This window comes from Propionispora vibrioides (genome assembly GCF_900110485.1).
Classification (GTDB): Bacteria; Bacillota; Negativicutes; order Propionisporales; family Propionisporaceae; genus Propionispora; species Propionispora vibrioides.
The window spans coordinates 220,767-235,752 of record NZ_FODY01000003.1; the positions used below are offsets into that span (position 1 = coordinate 220,767).

Consider the following 14,986-nt stretch of genomic DNA (forward strand, 5'->3'; position numbering starts at 1 on the left):
ATTGCATTCCGATTGATTATCGATTATAATAACACTCCAACACCCATTTAAAAGTGTACGCGGAAACGCTGCAACAATGCAGCCTGTAAAGCGCGAACCAGGCGGCCAGAATGTGCTGGCGCCGGCTCATCGCGCAAAGGCAGGCGTGTTGCAGAGGAAAGTCCGGACAGGCACGGGCTGCGATGCCCGTAGTGATTGCGCGTGACCCAATAAGTCACGGAAGGAGACATACCCTCCTTACGGCGGTGAAATCCACTCCGGCTGTTTACAGGCCGGAGCGGAAAATAACCTGAAAGTGCCACAGAAACGATTCGTTCCGGCGACGGAACGGTGCAAGGGTAAACCCCGCAAGCCTGCAACTCAAATTATGGTAGAGGAACCCTAAGACGGGAATGCGAACTGAATTAGGGCGCAGCCGGAGGCTGCGAGATAAATGTTGTCCGAGGGAGCCGCAAGGTCTTCCTGAACAAAATCCGGCTTACAGTAACTTTTAAATGCAAACAGGTATACAACCAAACGATGCCCGGTGTACATCGTAATTACTTAACATCATAAAAAAACGCACTGAAAAAACCGCTACCGGTCTTACGACAGGCAGCGGTTTTAGCATTTGCTGCAGTTTTTAAAACTGCTTTTGTTCAGGCTGTTTTTTTGCCTTTAAAGCCTCTCCCAGCGAGAGGATGCGGCTGCCGGAAAGTCCCACAGCCACGGCCGCGCTTAGCAGCATCAATTCATACTCATAGCCGTTAAGCAATCCCTTATCCAGCTTGGTAGTAAAAATAGCGCCCAGCATCACCAGGCTGATACCAATGGAAGCGATGCGCGGGAAGAACCCGGTCAGCAGCATAGCGCCGCCGATGGTTTCCGTGGCCGCCACCGCATAAACGGCAAAAGGCGGCATGCCGAGTGATCCAAAGAACTGGATAACCCCATCCAGTTGACTGATTTTTTGCAAGCCATGGGCTAAAAAGATGACGCCCAGCGTTACGCGGAGCACCAGCAAACTATATTCGTACTGACGATTAGTCATGATACATCTCTCCTTTATATTCATACTTTCATTGCTTATTACATGAGTTTTCCGGTATGACCTACCGTAAATACCCCGACGCCTTCCATCCCTTTGACGACAAACCCCTTGCTGATGATCCGCCGCAGTGCCGCCCGGCCGCGTTGCAGCCGCGCCTTAATCGCATTGGGGTTGCTATCCAGCACGGCAGCGATCTCCGCCAGCGACAGCCCCTCCAAATCATGCAGCACGACAGGCACGCGCTGACTGTCAGGCAATTTTAAAACCGCTTGCTGAATCAAAAACTGACTGTATTTTGTCTCGCACATGGTATCAGGGTCCTCATTGGGGCGCTCCACAGGCAATACCGCCTGCTGCAGGTTTTCCGTCCATTCCAGCTGCCCGCCGGGCTTACGCATTTTTCTGCGGAAATTCAGGCAGACATTGGAGCTTAGACGGTATACCCAGGTATATAAACCGGACTGTCCTTTAAAGTTTTTCAGCGAACGGTGAAGCTGCAACAGTATTTCCTGCAGCGCATCCATCGCATCATCATGATTGCCCAGCAGACGGTAAGCCAATGAATACAGCCGCGCCTGATACTGATTGATGAACAGTTTAAAGGCCTGTTCCTCCTGTCCCGACTGATATAAATCTAAAATATCCCGGTCAACTGCAATATCCTGTTCGGCCATATACATAGCCCCCTTTTCCTTTTCTCTGTGGGTTTCTTTTCAATGAATGCTGCCGCTAGCGGGAAACGCAGCCAGCCATTCCTCTTCGGTTTCGGCATAAGCGGCTTCGGTAAACTCAATCACGCCCAGGCCGACACCAGGCAGGTTCTCATAGGCCGCTACCCGGCCCCGGCTCTGCGACCCCATGGCCCCCAGCAACATATACAAATCCCGGAAGGCACCTTCCGGCTTGGCCGCCGCAATCAGCCTACTGTCCATATTTAACAAATCCATGCCATTTCCTGCTGTCAGCAATTGCATGACCTGCCGGTCAAATGCCTCATACTCGTCGCGGCGACGGCCGGTCATAAAGGCCATTAAATCATGCGACAGTGAACCGGATACTAACATCAATGTCTTGCCGCCCCACTGCCGCAGGGTATGGCCGAGAATCCGGCCCCAGCGAAAAGCCGACAAGGCCGAGCCGGCCACCGAAACGGGAATGACCGGGATATTTTTTTCCGGAAACATAAAATGCAGCGGAATGGTAATGGCATGATCAACACCGTGTTGTGCGGCAGCCGGATAGACTAGATTTTTTTCACCGGACGCTAACAACTGTCGCGCCAGTTCCGGCTTACCGGCCACATCATATTCGATTTCCCGGCGGAAACCATAGTAATCAGTCACCGTCCGGTGAAAGTCCGCATCGTCCACCAGAAAGCTTTCGGTCTGCCAATGGGTGCTGACGGCCACCACCGCTTCAATTCCCCAGTCCAGCAGTTCTTTGCCGATTTCCTGCAACTTTATATTTACGGCCGATGCTTTCCGGTCCAGTTCATCCTCCAGCATGGTCGGAGCATGCGGTGCAATAAGTCCGCGAATTGTGTCTTTCATATTGATCACCCTTTCTTTATACAGTTAGTTACTAAAACCGGCAAAAGGATACGGGTAAAAAATAAAAAAATTCTGTGCCGCAACGCACAGAATTTTCAACTTGATAGCTAAATGAAATTACCCGGCCGAATCACCGTCTTGACCCAACTTTTCCATAGCACCGCCGGCAATGCCTGTGCCGGTATGGTAAGGACTGGCGGTATTGACGGTTGGCCGGGCGACCTGAATGCCCCGTTTAATCAGCAATTCCCGCAAAAGCCAAGGCTTATCGGTAATCAGTCCGTCAACTCCCATGTCAATCAGCATGTTCATTTTAGCCGGACTGTTCACTGTCCAGGGAACAACTTTCATACTCAAGTCATGAGCCTCGGCCACCAATTCATTGGAAAGCTCTTCCCAATAGGGCGATACCACGTCGGCGCCCATGACTTTGGCCGCCTGGATGTAATCTCCTTTGAAATCGTCAATAGCCAAACCGGCCATCCAGGGCGAAGCGTCCTTTTCATAAGGTTGGCGGCACTGGCTGTCGCGGCCCCAGGCAGGCTGCTCACAGGTCAGGGCGACCAGGGTAATCTGAGGGTCCAGTTTTTTCATTTCTTTCAGGGTTCGCCAGTCAAAGGACTGCAGCATAACCCGGTTCTCCATATGATACTTTTTTATCACTTCATAGAACTTTTTCACAAAAACAGCCGGATCTGGATTGTTTTTCGCTGCCGGCAAGGCCGGATCGGGGTAGGATTTGGTTTCGATATTGAACAGGACATGAGTATTGCCGTAAGCGCGGACCAGTTCAAACACTTCTGCCAGCGTCGGTATGACCGTGCCGGGAACGGCGATTTGCGTTTTGCCATAACTTTTATAGTAATCGCCGGCCTGGGGATTGATTGTTCCCACATCGAACTGCCTGATTTCATCGATTGTCATGGCACGCAAGTCATACCGGCCGTAAGGGACATACTGGCCGTCCGGACCTTTGACCAGATTACCGTTCATAAACGGATCGTGACTGATGACAATATGGCCGTCCCTGGTCAACTGCATGTCCAGTTCCAGAGTTGTCACGCCCAGTTCCAGGGCATAAGCAAACGCTATCAGCGTGTTTTCCGGCCGGGCAGCCCGGCCGCCCCGGTGAGCCTCCAAGTCGAACAGGGACGGCAACCCCTTAACTTCCATCGCATCCATACTAAATAGACTCCCTCCCTGCCAAATTCCTACCATTCATTATATGACAATCAAATTGGGCAAATACTAAGAGCTTATTATCTTTACATTAACTTTCCTGCGTCCTCCTAAAGCTATCTCTAGAGAACCACTGGCTGACGAGAGATTTTGGCTCTGGCAAGGAAGCAAAACCGCAGGAATAGTTAAGTTATTCAAGGTTTTTCTGACGCAGCAAGGCGGAAAAGCTCCGTCAGAACGCGCAGTGCGAATTAATCAGTCCCTATAACACACACTTGCATTGCTTTCTACCACACCGGCTATATATTTCCCCACTTCAACATGTACCGGATGAGTCAAATATGCTTCAAGATCTTCCATCGTGTTATATTTTGCAATCAATAAGATGTCGTAAGCGGCCGGCCCTGAACGAATATTGGCCGCTACTGTTAAATCAACAAGAACCTCGATTTCCCCCTTCATACTTAGCAGCACTTCCCGTGCCTTTGTTATATTCTCCGGACTTCTGTCTTTTAGCTTTAACAATAGGTTATTAATAATCATAGTCCCATCCTCCTATATCTATATTTATCATCCCGTGCTTGTCTTTATTGTACACAAGATAATAAGACAACTATATGTCATATTTAATTTACCTCGTACATATTTAATGCCTGCTTCATTCTGCTCACGATACCCCTTCTGAGCGAAAGTGGTTCCAGTACCTCCGCAGAATCGCCTAATGACAGAATATAGCTATAAAGCCATTCTCCGCCGGGCAGATCAACAGCTAAAGTAAAACTGCCATCACCGTTAGCAGTGATATAGGTATCGTCAAAATAATCGTATAACCGATTCAATGCCTTTGCCCAGACTCGCACTTTTAGATGCACTGAAGGCTGGCTGGAATCTTTCGTTTCCTTAGCCGTAATATAAGCTGCTTTCCGTTCAAAGAGATCAGGCAATACCATCAACTCTTTCATCCGGGAAATACGGAACGTTCTAAATTCCTGGCGCTGCCGGCAAAAAGCGGTAAGATACCACGCATTATCTTTGAAAACCAGCTTTTCCGGTTCGACGTACCGGTTGCTCTTTTGCCCTTCGGCGTTCACATATCGAAAATAAACTACCCTTCGTTGCAGCAAGGCCCGTTTGATGTCATTAAATTTATCGCTTTCATTCGTCGTGCTCCCCCAGGGAGAAAAGTCAACTTCTACCCAGTCCTGACTGGGTAGATCTTTAAATATGGCTCCCAGCTTTTCCAAGACTTTGTCCACTTCAGGATATTTAGTTGCCTGTAGTGTTCTGATCGCCAACAACAAGCTTTCACTTTCCTGAGTGGAAATGAAGGTCCGGTTGATGGAATAATTTTCCATAAGATAGATCCCCCCTCCGCTGCCTTTACTCATATACACAGGCACACCGGTTCCGGACAGAACATCAATATCCCGGTAAATCGTTCTTGTTGACACGCCAAAACGTTCAGCAAGTTCTTTGGCCGTAGCAGTTCCCTTATTAAGTAAAATAATAGTTATCTCAAATAAACGGTTCATCTTCATTTCTTATCACCCAAAATAAGTATAGCATGGGAATATGACATTATTATGTCATATTCCCATGCTATACATTCACCCCAAAACACCAACTGCTGCAGTTTAACAAGCTGCAGCAGTGTACGGCCTTAATATAGGAATTCAAATCACCAATACCGCTATTCGCCTTTCCGGCCATGGTACAGACACCAGGGCTCTTCGGCCATATAATCACCTTCGTGATAATAGGCCGCTCTGGCCCGGCAGCCGCCGCAAGCCCGTTTATACTCGCAGGAACCGCAGCCGCCCTGGTAGTCCAGTGTCCGGAGCTTTTGAAACACTTCATTATTGCGCCAGATTTCATCAAACGGCGTTTTTCTCACATCACCCAGCGGCATATTCAGGTACGCGCAAGGCTGCACCTGTCCTCTGGGACTGATAATACAGTAAGAGGTACCGGCCAGACAGCCGCGGCCAAAGCGCAGCTTCAGGTCCATTTGTTTGGCAATCCGCATAAATTGCGGCGCACAGGTAGGTTTAAGTTCAATCGGCACTTCCTTCTGCTTTTGCAAAATCCGGGTCAACGTCTCTTCATAGGCTTCGGCCCGCAGCGATTCAGCCTCAATCGAAGTCGCCCGGCCGGTGGGCACCAAAAAGAAAAAATGATGCGCCACAGCGCCTTCGGCCACGGCAAAATCGGTAATGGCCTCCAGTTCATGGGAGTTCCAGTCCATCACCGTCGTATGAATCTGAAAAGCCAGCCCTGCCTCACGACAGTTACGCATGCCCCGTACCGCTCCCTCCCAGGCTTCCGGGAAACGGCGAAATTCGTTGTGCCTGGCGGCATTCATCGAATCGAGGGATATGCCCATCCCCATCGCCCCGGCGGCTTTTAGCTGCTTAGCCAGGTCCAGCGTAATCAACGTGCCGTTGGTACCGAATACAGGCCGCAGTCCCAGTGAGGTAGCATAGGCCACCAGTTCTACAATATCGGGACGGGTCAAAGGCTCGCCACCGCTGAAAATCATAATTTTAAACCCCGCCCGGGCAATTTGCTCCAGTAAGGTTTTGGCTTCCACCGTATTTAATTCTTCCTCCGCTTTGCAGCCGGCGTCACGATAACAGTGATCACAGTACATATTGCATGCGTTGGTTGTATTCCAGGAAATAATCATAGTTTGTTGCTCCTTCTGCTACCCTTATACGGCATCCTGCTGCTGTCCGCAAATGCCGATTTCTTCGTCCGTAAGATAACAGGCCGGATCGGATTCCCAGAAGTCACCGGTAATCGCTTCGGCTCTGGTACGGAAATTGCCGTTACAGTTGGCCAGATACTGACAGGCGGCACAGCGGCCTTTTAAGAGTGGTTTACGGTCTTTTAAACCGGCCAAAACGGGATGGCTCAAATCGGTCCAGATATCGCCGAACTTTCTTTCCCGCACATTACCGAAGGTATGGTGCTGCGTAAACTGGTCAGGGTGCACATAGCCGTTGGGATCAACTTCGGCAAAAGCAATGCCCGAACGGTTGCCGCCGTTCATCGAAATGAGTTCCTTAATTCTGGCGGCCAAAGCGGGATTGTTCTCCTCCAATGCCTTTAAGTACATGTATACGCCATCGCAGTGATTATCGACTGTCAGAATCTCCTTGGCCAGACCGCGCCGTTCAAAATCCCGGGTCCGGCGAATAATGATATCCATCGCCTGCCGCGATTCGGCCGGTGTCACATCCTCATCCAGCATCTGATTGCCCCGGCCGGAGTATACCAGATGGTAAAAACAGACGCGGTCAATATTTTCCTCTTCAATGAAGTCGAAAATATGCTCCAGCTCCTGCAAATTATGCTTGTTGATCGTAAAGCGCAGTCCAACCCGCTGACCGACAGCCACACAGTTTTGAATTCCCTGCATAGCCGCCGCAAAGGCTCCCTCTTTGCCCCGGAAAGCATCGTTCACTTCCCGCAATCCGTCAAGAGAAATGCCCACGTAACCCACACCGATCTGCTTGATCCGGGCCGCGACCTCCGCTGTGATAAGCGTACCGTTGGTCGACAGCGTCGGACGGATACCTTTTTCAGCCGCATAAGCCGCCAGTTCAAAAAAATCGGGCCGGATGAGCGGCTCGCCGCCGGAAAATAGCAGGACAGGCACTTTGAACTCCGCCAAATCATCAATAAACCGCCGAGCTTCCGCCGTCGTCAGCTCCCCCTGGTACTTTTGCGCATCCGATTCCATATAACAGTGACGGCAGCGCAGATTGCAGGTCTTAGTGGAATTCCAGACCACTACCGGACCGGCTCCTTTCGTAACACCGTGCCGCGCGCCTCGCGACGCATGATTATACCGTAATCCATCGCCGAAATAATCGGTCGAAAATAACAATTTCGTGACGCTTATCATTCGTTTTATCCACCTGCACCTATCTCGATTTATTGTAATCTGTCCATTAAAACAGAATATAATTCATAACTGAATCACATTCACTATTAACTGTAGTTTATCATGCCGGCACAGCCCGGTCAATGTCCGCTCATTAATTTTCCAATGCCAGGCAGCCGTCTTAACCCGGCTGCCGGCCGCCCGCCGCCAGACCGGTCAGGATAATTTTCAGCTTGTATTCGATATTCTCCATAAACCCGATGTCCAGACTGCTGAACGAAGCGGCCTGAAACACGGCATGAAACATTTCCGTAATGACTTCGGCCGGAATATCCGACCGGAATTCACCCTTTGCCTGCCCGTCCTGAATAATGCTGAGAAAAATGCTTTTAAAAGTCAGCCGTCCCGGCGACGGAGCATGGGGCTTACCGCCCGCTCCTCTGGCAGCGGCGCTCAAAAACAGAGGCAGCACAAAACGGTTTTGATCCAGGATACGGCCGGTCAATAAAAACATCTCGGACAGCACCTCGGCGGCCGGCCTGGGCTCCTGCAGCAATTTGGTGTAGGACTGGTTGATATTTAGCGTTATTTCGGCCAGAAAATGCTTTAATATTTCTTCCTTGGACTGAAAATAATTATAAAAAGTTCCCAGCCCCAAGTCGGCTTCACTCATAATTTCGGCAATGGACGTATCATTGTAGCCCTTTTGAGCAAACAGCGTAACAGCCGCTTCAATAATGGCATTTTTGGAATCTCTCTTCTTTCTTTCCCGTCGATTGCTTATTTTAACCACGGAACCTCCCCCTATAATCCGGTAAATAACTGATTCGCTTTTTATTATACCGGATATCGCAAAGATTACAATGCCCTGCGGTTAGACGCTCCGCCAGCGGCGCAGACCGAAAAAAGATTGACCGCCCGGAAGGAAAGCCTATCGCTTATGTAGAATTACCCAGAATATTCCTAAAATAGAATGTCCATTAAAAATTATGCAAAACAAGCGAGGGTACAGTGAACGAGCCAGTGCAAAGTAACGTACCAATCATCGACAAAGTAAACATGGATGCTATTGAGGCCTTCTGCCGGGAAGTGTACTATTGCGACCCCTATACCTCTATGCATGAGGAGCATGTGGCGGAGCTCATGGCCGGCCTGGCCAGCCAATTGGGCATGAATTCCAATGAAATCAGTCTTGCCTTTATCGTCGGTCTCGTACACGATGTCGGCAAGATTAAAATTCCTGAATACATTCTCACCAAGCCCGGCAAATTGACCGCTGAAGAATTCAGCATTATGAAAGAACACGCTGAACAGGGCGCCGCTATGCTGGCCGCCGTGGAAGGGGCCGACTTCATTGTCCCGATCATGCGCCACCACCATGAACGGTACGACGGCAATGGCTATCCGTCGGGGCTCAGCGGCATCTCCATTCCACTGCTAAGCCGGATGCTGGCAGTCTGCGATTCCTTTGACGCCATGACCACTCACCGGTGCTACCGGGAGCCTGTGACGCTGGAGGCCTCGGTGGAAGAAATCCGGCACTGTTCCGGCACTCAGTTCGATCCGGCAATTGCCGAAGTCTTCATCCAGTTTCTAAAAGAGCGTTTTGGGTTCTCTATCTAAGACCAACATAAATACAGTCTGCGCCATCAGCATAATAATAACTCCCGCCTATCGCATGCGGGAGTTATTATTATTTTATTATCCCGATTAGATTCCATCTCCAAAAAGGCCGTTTAACTCGCCTTCATCATTGAGTTTATTCAAATCGAACGGCGTTCCCTGATATACATAATAGTTCAGCCAATTGGTGAACAGCAAATTGGCGGCACTGCGCCAACGCACCACAGGCGTCTGTGTCGGATCATCCTCAGGATAGTAATTAACCGGCACCTGAACAGACAGTCCCTGGCTGATATCGCGGTCATATTCCGCCTTCAGCGTCAGCGGGTCATACTCTGAATGACCGGTAATGAAGAAATGGCGGCGTTTTTTATCTATTACGGCATAAATGCCGGCTGCTTCCGACTCGGATAAAATCGTCAGGTCCGGGACTTTTTCGATATCTTCCCGCCTTACTTCGGTATGCCGGGAATGGGGCACGTAAAATACGTCATCAAAGCCGCGGAATAACATCTTTTCCTTGATATTCACCGTATGGGCAAAGACGCCAAACATTTTTTGTTTAAGCGGATATTTAGGAATTCCATAGTAATGATAGAGCGCGGCCTGGGCACCCCAGCAAATATGCAGCGTCGAATACACATTCTTCCGGCTCCAGTCCATAATGGCGCACAGTTCCTCCCAGTAGGCCACCTCTTCAAAGGGAATTTGCTCCACCGGCGCCCCGGTAATAATCATGCCGTCATATTTGCGGTTTTTAACTGCGTCAAAGGTCTCGTAAAATTTGACCAGATGCTCCTGCGGCGTGTTTTTCGGTTCATACGTTGCCGTATACATAAAATCAAACTCCACCTGCAGCGGTGAGTTGCCCAGAAGCCGGAGCAACTGCGTCTCGGTAACAATTTTGGTCGGCATCAGATTTAGCAGCAAGATGCGCAGCGGACGGATATCCTGCGCGTAAGCGCGGTCTTCATCCATGGTAAAAATATTTTCTTGCTCAAGCGTGTGCACAGCAGGCAAATTATTAGGAATCTTAATCGGCATTGGTTCATCTCCCCTTCGCACCTTAGTCCACTTGCGCGAAAACACCCCAAGGGTTTTATCCGCCCGACCGGCAGATAAAGCCCTTTTGCCGTTCCGCTATGTATGGCAGCCGCTTGTTGCCGCATCGGCGGCCCAACGCGGTGATGGCTGTTTATAATTATAACCATTATACTCTCGACACCGGCCACTGTTCAAGCAGGAATGTCGTAAACAGTGACCGCAGCACTTGTTTGCTGTTTCACTGTTAAGCGACGGGATAGATTAGCCGGGCCAGGAAAATAAAAAAGGTCAGGGTCAAAACACTAAGCAAAGTAGACACCATGACCGTCTGTGCCGCAAATTCCGGGCAGTTCCTGCATTCAACGGCGATCAGGGCCGTATTCACCGCCGTAGGTACGGCATTGGCAATCAGCATAATCTGCGCTGCGACGCCGCTGAGCCCCCAGAGAGCGATGCCCGCCATGGCCAGCAGCGGCCCGCCGACAAGCCGGATAGCTACCGCAAGATACACATCGCCACTGGCAAAGTGAAAAACCGATTGCGACAACTGCACCCCCAGCGTAATTAAAATCAAGGGCACCATTCCGTCCCGCAGATAGGAAAGCGCCGGCCACAGAAAGGTCTGCTCCACGGCAAAATTTCCTGCCCGGCAAAGCACAACCAGCGGCAACGCATAAATGGGAGGCATCCGCAGCATCTGCAGCACCGCCTGCCTGCCGCTGAGCCGGGCCTGGCCGGCATTAAAAAACCCCCAGGTGTTCACGCAGATATTTTGCATAATCAGTACCATAATCTGAGCGGCAACCGCCGTATCCAGATACGGCGTCTTCCCATCCACCAGAAACGGTTCGCCGGAAAAAATCAACGTAGCCAGAGCCAGACCGATATTCCCCACATTGCTGAACATGATCGAGTTCTTAAAAGCGTTGGTAAAGCTCCGTTCGTAGTTGCGATACCGTCCGATCACCTCCCCCAGCAGGGCGTTAACCAAAATCAGGGAAAATCCGCAAAAGACCACCTGCAAGAGATCCCAGTGAAAGCTGGTATTATATAAGTTCACAAATAAAAAGGCCGGGGTAAACAGATAAAAGTTAAGCTTACTAAGGGTAAACACATCCAGCCTGAATCGCTTACCTAGCAGAAAACCCAGCAAAATCAACAAACAAATGGGTATGATATTGTAGCTTAATATATACAAAAAAACAGCCATGTTTTCCATGCCACCTATCCTCGCCAGTATATAATCGGAATACTTAATTCCCTCCTTGCAAATATACTTAATAGTATACACCAAACCGGCAGCTTTTTCCTGTACCCTGCGCCACACGGCCTGCCTCCGGTATAAACAACAACAGCCAAGCCAGCCGGATTACGGCAGCCTTGGCTGTTGTTGTTATCTGGTTTTCACCTGGGATAGGCTCGTTACAGGGCATTTCCCAGAATCTTTCAGCTCACCGCCAGGGTTACACTGTTTATAAACTATCGGATTGTTTCCCACCAATGGCTGAACGGCTGCTCTTTATCATCAAGCAGCACCGGCTGACCAATGACCGGAGTCAGCAACCGGTATGGCTTATCCTGACTGGCCGCCGTAATCCGCCGGAACGGCTCATCCCAGGGATGGTTGGCCAGGGCAAATTTCGCCGTGTGCCCCGGCAGTACGGCCCGGGCCCGGATATCGACAGCCGCCTGAGCGACCTCTTCCGGCAGCATGTGAATATAACGCCAACGTTGATCATACTGCCCGTTTTCCATGATCGCCAGGTCAAAACCACCGAACCTGTCGCCAATCTCTCTCAGATGTGGTCCATAACCGCCATCACCGCTGTAGTACACCCGTCGCTGCGCGGCAAGCAAGGCAAAACCGGCCCATAAAGTTCTGTTCCTGGTCAGCAGGCGGCCGGAAAAATGCCGGGCCGGCAGCAGCTCTACCGCCAAGTCCTCAGCTACTTCCACCCGGTCAAACCAGTCGCCTTCGTGGATACACTCCGGCGCGAAGCCCCACTGCGAGAAGTAGCCACCCACGCCAAGGGGACAGACAATCTGTCCGATCTTGCTTTGCAGGGCCATAACGGTTGGATAGTCAAGATGATCCCAGTGGTCGTGTGAAATTAAGAGGCAATCGATCCCGGGCATATCGTCCGGAGCATAGGGATTCGCTCCGGCAAAAGCCCTATTCACCAGGGAAACCGGCGATGCATAGGAGCTGAACACCGGATCAATGAGGATTCGCCGGCCGCCAAGCTGCAAAAAGTACGAAGAATGGCCCAGCCAAATGACCATATCCTGCCTGCTATCCAGTGTCAGTAAATCAACCTTAGCCGAAGGAACAGGTTCGTTCGGAACCGGCCGTTCCCTTTGGGCCAACACAAATTTAGCCAGCGAGCTGATCAGGCTGGTGTCCTCCACCAGCATTGGCGTGGGCAGCAGGTTTTTAAACTGCCCGTTGACATAATGGGAAGACGCCTCCAATTTTTTCAGATAACTTCCGGCCGGCAGCCGGCCAAACTGCGGTTGTCTCAGATACAGCCAGATAAACGCCGCCACCCCGCCGCTCATCAGCAAAAATAATATGACCAGTTCTTTACCCATCGCTCTGTAACGGTCTCCCATCCTGTTTAGTCTGCGCAAAATAACAGCAGCTTCAGTGCGTCTTTTTTAATTCCTGTTCTTTAACAATAACCGACTGTTCGTAACGATCAATTTTCTTATTAAGCCGTTCCAGCGTGCTCTGCATATCCTCCATCCGGGCCAATAACTGCTTGCGCTGCTCAAGCAGCAGCTCTTTCCTGGCGGCCACCGTATCCTCGCCCTGCTGAAAAAGCGTCACATATTCAATCAGCACTTCAATCGGCAATCCGGCATTGCGCATGCATTTAATGAACTCCACCCACCGGCAGTCTTCCTCCGAATAGTCCCGGATGCCGCTTTTATTGCGAGGCACACTGGGAAGCAAACCAATTCGCTCATAATAGCGAAGTGTGTCCTGGGAAAGATCAAATTTTCTACTGACTTCAGCGATATTCAAACCGCTCACCCCTCTATCTGTCGGGGACCTCTGCTTAATTCACACCGCGCGTTCTGACGGATCCCTTTCCGCCTGATGCGTCAGCAAAACCTTGAAATAGCGAAGCTTTTCCCGCGGTTTTGCTTCCTTGCCTGATGAAAAAAATCTCTCGCCAGACCGGCAGGTTCATTAAATCAGCGGTCCCTGAAATATTTGCCTTTCGGCACCACACTATATAGCTTTACTTTATCACTTGGAGTTTACTCTAAGTCAAGAAAAAAATTAACCCTGGCTCCGTTATTGCGAAGTCAGGGCTGAGTTATAAAGAACCGTCTTACTTATCCGTGCACTGTCAGCTTAGGCTGTGTCACGCTTTTTCCGGCTGTCATGTTTAAAAGGATATTCAAAATGACCGCTGTCAGCGCGCCGGTTACAATGCCATTTTCAAAAAACATCTTAAGCAGCGGCGGCAGCTTGGCAAACAGATTGGGCACCACGGTCACGCCCAGACCTAAGGTCACCGAACAGGCGATAACCAGTAAATTTTCATTGCTGGTAAAATCGACCTTGCTTAGCATTCTAATGCCGGAAGCCACCACAATGCCAAACATGGCAATCATAGCGCCGCCCAGCACGGCACTGGGTATAATCATCGCCAAAGCGGCGAATTTAGGAATAAAGCCTAACAAAATCAACATTCCCCCGGCAACAATGGTCACATTGGCCGTTTTGGAATTTGAAAGCTGCACCAGGCCTACATTCTGCGAGAAAGTGGTATAGGGGAAGGAATTAAACAGTCCGCCAAGCATAACAGCCAGACCTTCAGCCCGGTAGCCCCGGGCCAGATCGTCCTCCGACAAATCCCGTTTGCAAATCTCGCCCAGCGCCATGAACACGCCGGTCGATTCAATCATACTAACAACGGCTACAATGATCATCGTAATCACGGCACTCGGTTCAAAGGTAGGCACACCGAAATAGAGCGGTGTGACCAGGTTAAACCAGGAAGCCTGAGCTACACTGCCCAGCGATACCGTTCCTATAAAACCGGCAGCCAAAGTGCCGGCAACGAGGCCCAGCAGTACGGAAATAGAGCGGATAAATCCCTGGGTAAACCGGTTGACCAGGATAATAAATAGTAACGTACCAAAGGCCAGAGCAAAATTAGTCAGTGAACCGAAGTCCGGACTGCCCACACCGCCGGCCATATTGTTAATGGCCACAGGCACCAGCGTAACGCCGATAATAGTCACCACTGAGCCGGTTACCACGGGTGGGAAAAATTTGACCAGCTTGGAAAAATAATTAGCAATAAGAACGACAAACAGACCGGAACAGATGATCGAGCCATACATGGCTGTCAGTCCGTACTGGCCTCCGATACTGATCATGGGAAACACGGCGGTAAAGGTACAGCCCAGCACAACCGGCAGACCAATGCCGAAAAAGGGATTCCGCCAAGCCTGGAGTAAGGTGGCAATTCCCGAAGTCAGCAAATCGGCGGCGATGATGTAGCTCATTTGCGTGGCGTCCAGTTTTAAAGCCCCGCCAACAATCAACGGTACGATAATCGCACCGGCATACATGGCGAGCACATGCTGCGCGCCAAGCAACAGGGTTTTTCCATTGGTTTGTTTCATAATAACCTCCTATTTAATAACTAT

Annotated in this window: 15 protein-coding genes and 1 other RNA gene; 2 read left to right on the plus strand and 14 right to left on the minus strand. The window is 50.3% G+C overall.

Going from position 1 to position 14,986, the window contains the following annotated elements:
* Positions 1-117: 117 nt before the first annotated feature.
* Positions 118-486: RNase P RNA component class B (gene rnpB / locus BMW43_RS04370), an RNA gene on the plus strand.
* 136 nt (positions 487-622) lie between these two features.
* On the opposite strand, the gene BMW43_RS04375 is transcribed toward rnpB, so the two are convergent.
* From BMW43_RS04375 to BMW43_RS04415, 9 genes are all read right to left on the minus strand, one after another.
* Positions 623-1,030, minus strand: a complete 408-nt coding sequence (locus tag BMW43_RS04375; RefSeq protein WP_091744186.1) for a DoxX family protein — start codon at positions 1,028-1,030, stop codon at positions 623-625.
* Positions 1,031-1,068: 38 nt separating this feature from the next.
* Positions 1,069-1,704: an RNA polymerase sigma factor gene (locus tag BMW43_RS04380; RefSeq protein WP_091744187.1), complete on the minus strand. Its 636-nt coding sequence runs from the start codon at positions 1,702-1,704 to the stop codon at positions 1,069-1,071.
* 39 nt (positions 1,705-1,743) lie between these two features.
* Positions 1,744-2,580, minus strand: a complete 837-nt coding sequence (locus tag BMW43_RS04385) for a dioxygenase family protein (protein ID WP_091744188.1) — start codon at positions 2,578-2,580, stop codon at positions 1,744-1,746.
* A 117-nt stretch (positions 2,581-2,697) separates the two neighbouring features.
* A complete protein-coding gene (locus BMW43_RS04390) occupies positions 2,698-3,762 on the minus strand; it encodes a glycerophosphodiester phosphodiesterase (protein ID WP_245732217.1) in 1,065 nt (354 codons plus the stop codon).
* A 252-nt stretch (positions 3,763-4,014) separates the two neighbouring features.
* Positions 4,015-4,302: a Dabb family protein gene (locus BMW43_RS04395; RefSeq protein ID WP_091744190.1), complete on the minus strand. Its 288-nt coding sequence runs from the start codon at positions 4,300-4,302 to the stop codon at positions 4,015-4,017.
* Between the two features lie 83 nt (positions 4,303-4,385).
* Positions 4,386-5,297 (minus strand): helix-turn-helix transcriptional regulator, encoded by a 912-nt coding sequence (locus BMW43_RS04400; protein ID WP_091744191.1) that lies wholly within the window; start codon positions 5,295-5,297, stop codon positions 4,386-4,388.
* Between the two features lie 152 nt (positions 5,298-5,449).
* The gene (gene nirJ2 / locus BMW43_RS04405) at positions 5,450-6,445 is read right to left on the minus strand and encodes a putative heme d1 biosynthesis radical SAM protein NirJ2 (RefSeq protein ID WP_091744192.1); all 996 of its coding nucleotides are present in this window, start codon (positions 6,443-6,445) and stop codon (positions 5,450-5,452) included.
* 24 nt (positions 6,446-6,469) lie between these two features.
* Positions 6,470-7,669 (minus strand): putative heme d1 biosynthesis radical SAM protein NirJ1, encoded by a 1,200-nt coding sequence (nirJ1, locus tag BMW43_RS04410; protein WP_091744193.1) that lies wholly within the window; start codon positions 7,667-7,669, stop codon positions 6,470-6,472.
* 160 nt (positions 7,670-7,829) lie between these two features.
* On the minus strand, positions 7,830-8,441 hold the full coding sequence (locus BMW43_RS04415) for a TetR/AcrR family transcriptional regulator (protein WP_245732218.1): 612 nt from the start codon (positions 8,439-8,441) through the stop codon (positions 7,830-7,832).
* Positions 8,442-8,659: 218 nt separating this feature from the next.
* Between BMW43_RS04415 and BMW43_RS04420 the strand changes: the two genes are divergently transcribed.
* Complete coding sequence (locus BMW43_RS04420) at positions 8,660-9,271, plus strand: HD-GYP domain-containing protein (protein WP_091744194.1); 612 nt, start codon at positions 8,660-8,662, stop codon at positions 9,269-9,271.
* A gap of 87 nt (positions 9,272-9,358) precedes the next feature.
* Here BMW43_RS04420 and metA read toward each other — a convergent pair whose 3' ends face one another.
* The 5 genes from metA to BMW43_RS04445 form a co-directional block, all read right to left on the minus strand.
* Positions 9,359-10,315 carry a homoserine O-acetyltransferase MetA gene (gene metA, locus BMW43_RS04425; RefSeq protein ID WP_091744195.1) on the minus strand — a complete coding sequence of 319 codons (957 nt, stop codon included), beginning with the start codon at positions 10,313-10,315 and terminating at the stop codon, positions 9,359-9,361.
* A 244-nt stretch (positions 10,316-10,559) separates the two neighbouring features.
* Entirely contained in the window at positions 10,560-11,642 is a 1,083-nt protein-coding gene (locus BMW43_RS04430) for an AEC family transporter (RefSeq protein ID WP_245732219.1), read from the minus strand.
* A 152-nt stretch (positions 11,643-11,794) separates the two neighbouring features.
* Positions 11,795-12,907: an MBL fold metallo-hydrolase gene (locus BMW43_RS04435; protein WP_091744196.1), complete on the minus strand. Its 1,113-nt coding sequence runs from the start codon at positions 12,905-12,907 to the stop codon at positions 11,795-11,797.
* A 52-nt stretch (positions 12,908-12,959) separates the two neighbouring features.
* The gene (locus BMW43_RS04440) at positions 12,960-13,343 is read right to left on the minus strand and encodes a MerR family transcriptional regulator (protein ID WP_091744197.1); all 384 of its coding nucleotides are present in this window, start codon (positions 13,341-13,343) and stop codon (positions 12,960-12,962) included.
* A gap of 317 nt (positions 13,344-13,660) precedes the next feature.
* The gene (locus BMW43_RS04445) at positions 13,661-14,962 is read right to left on the minus strand and encodes a nucleobase:cation symporter-2 family protein (protein WP_091744198.1); all 1,302 of its coding nucleotides are present in this window, start codon (positions 14,960-14,962) and stop codon (positions 13,661-13,663) included.
* Positions 14,963-14,986: the final 24 nt, after the last annotated feature.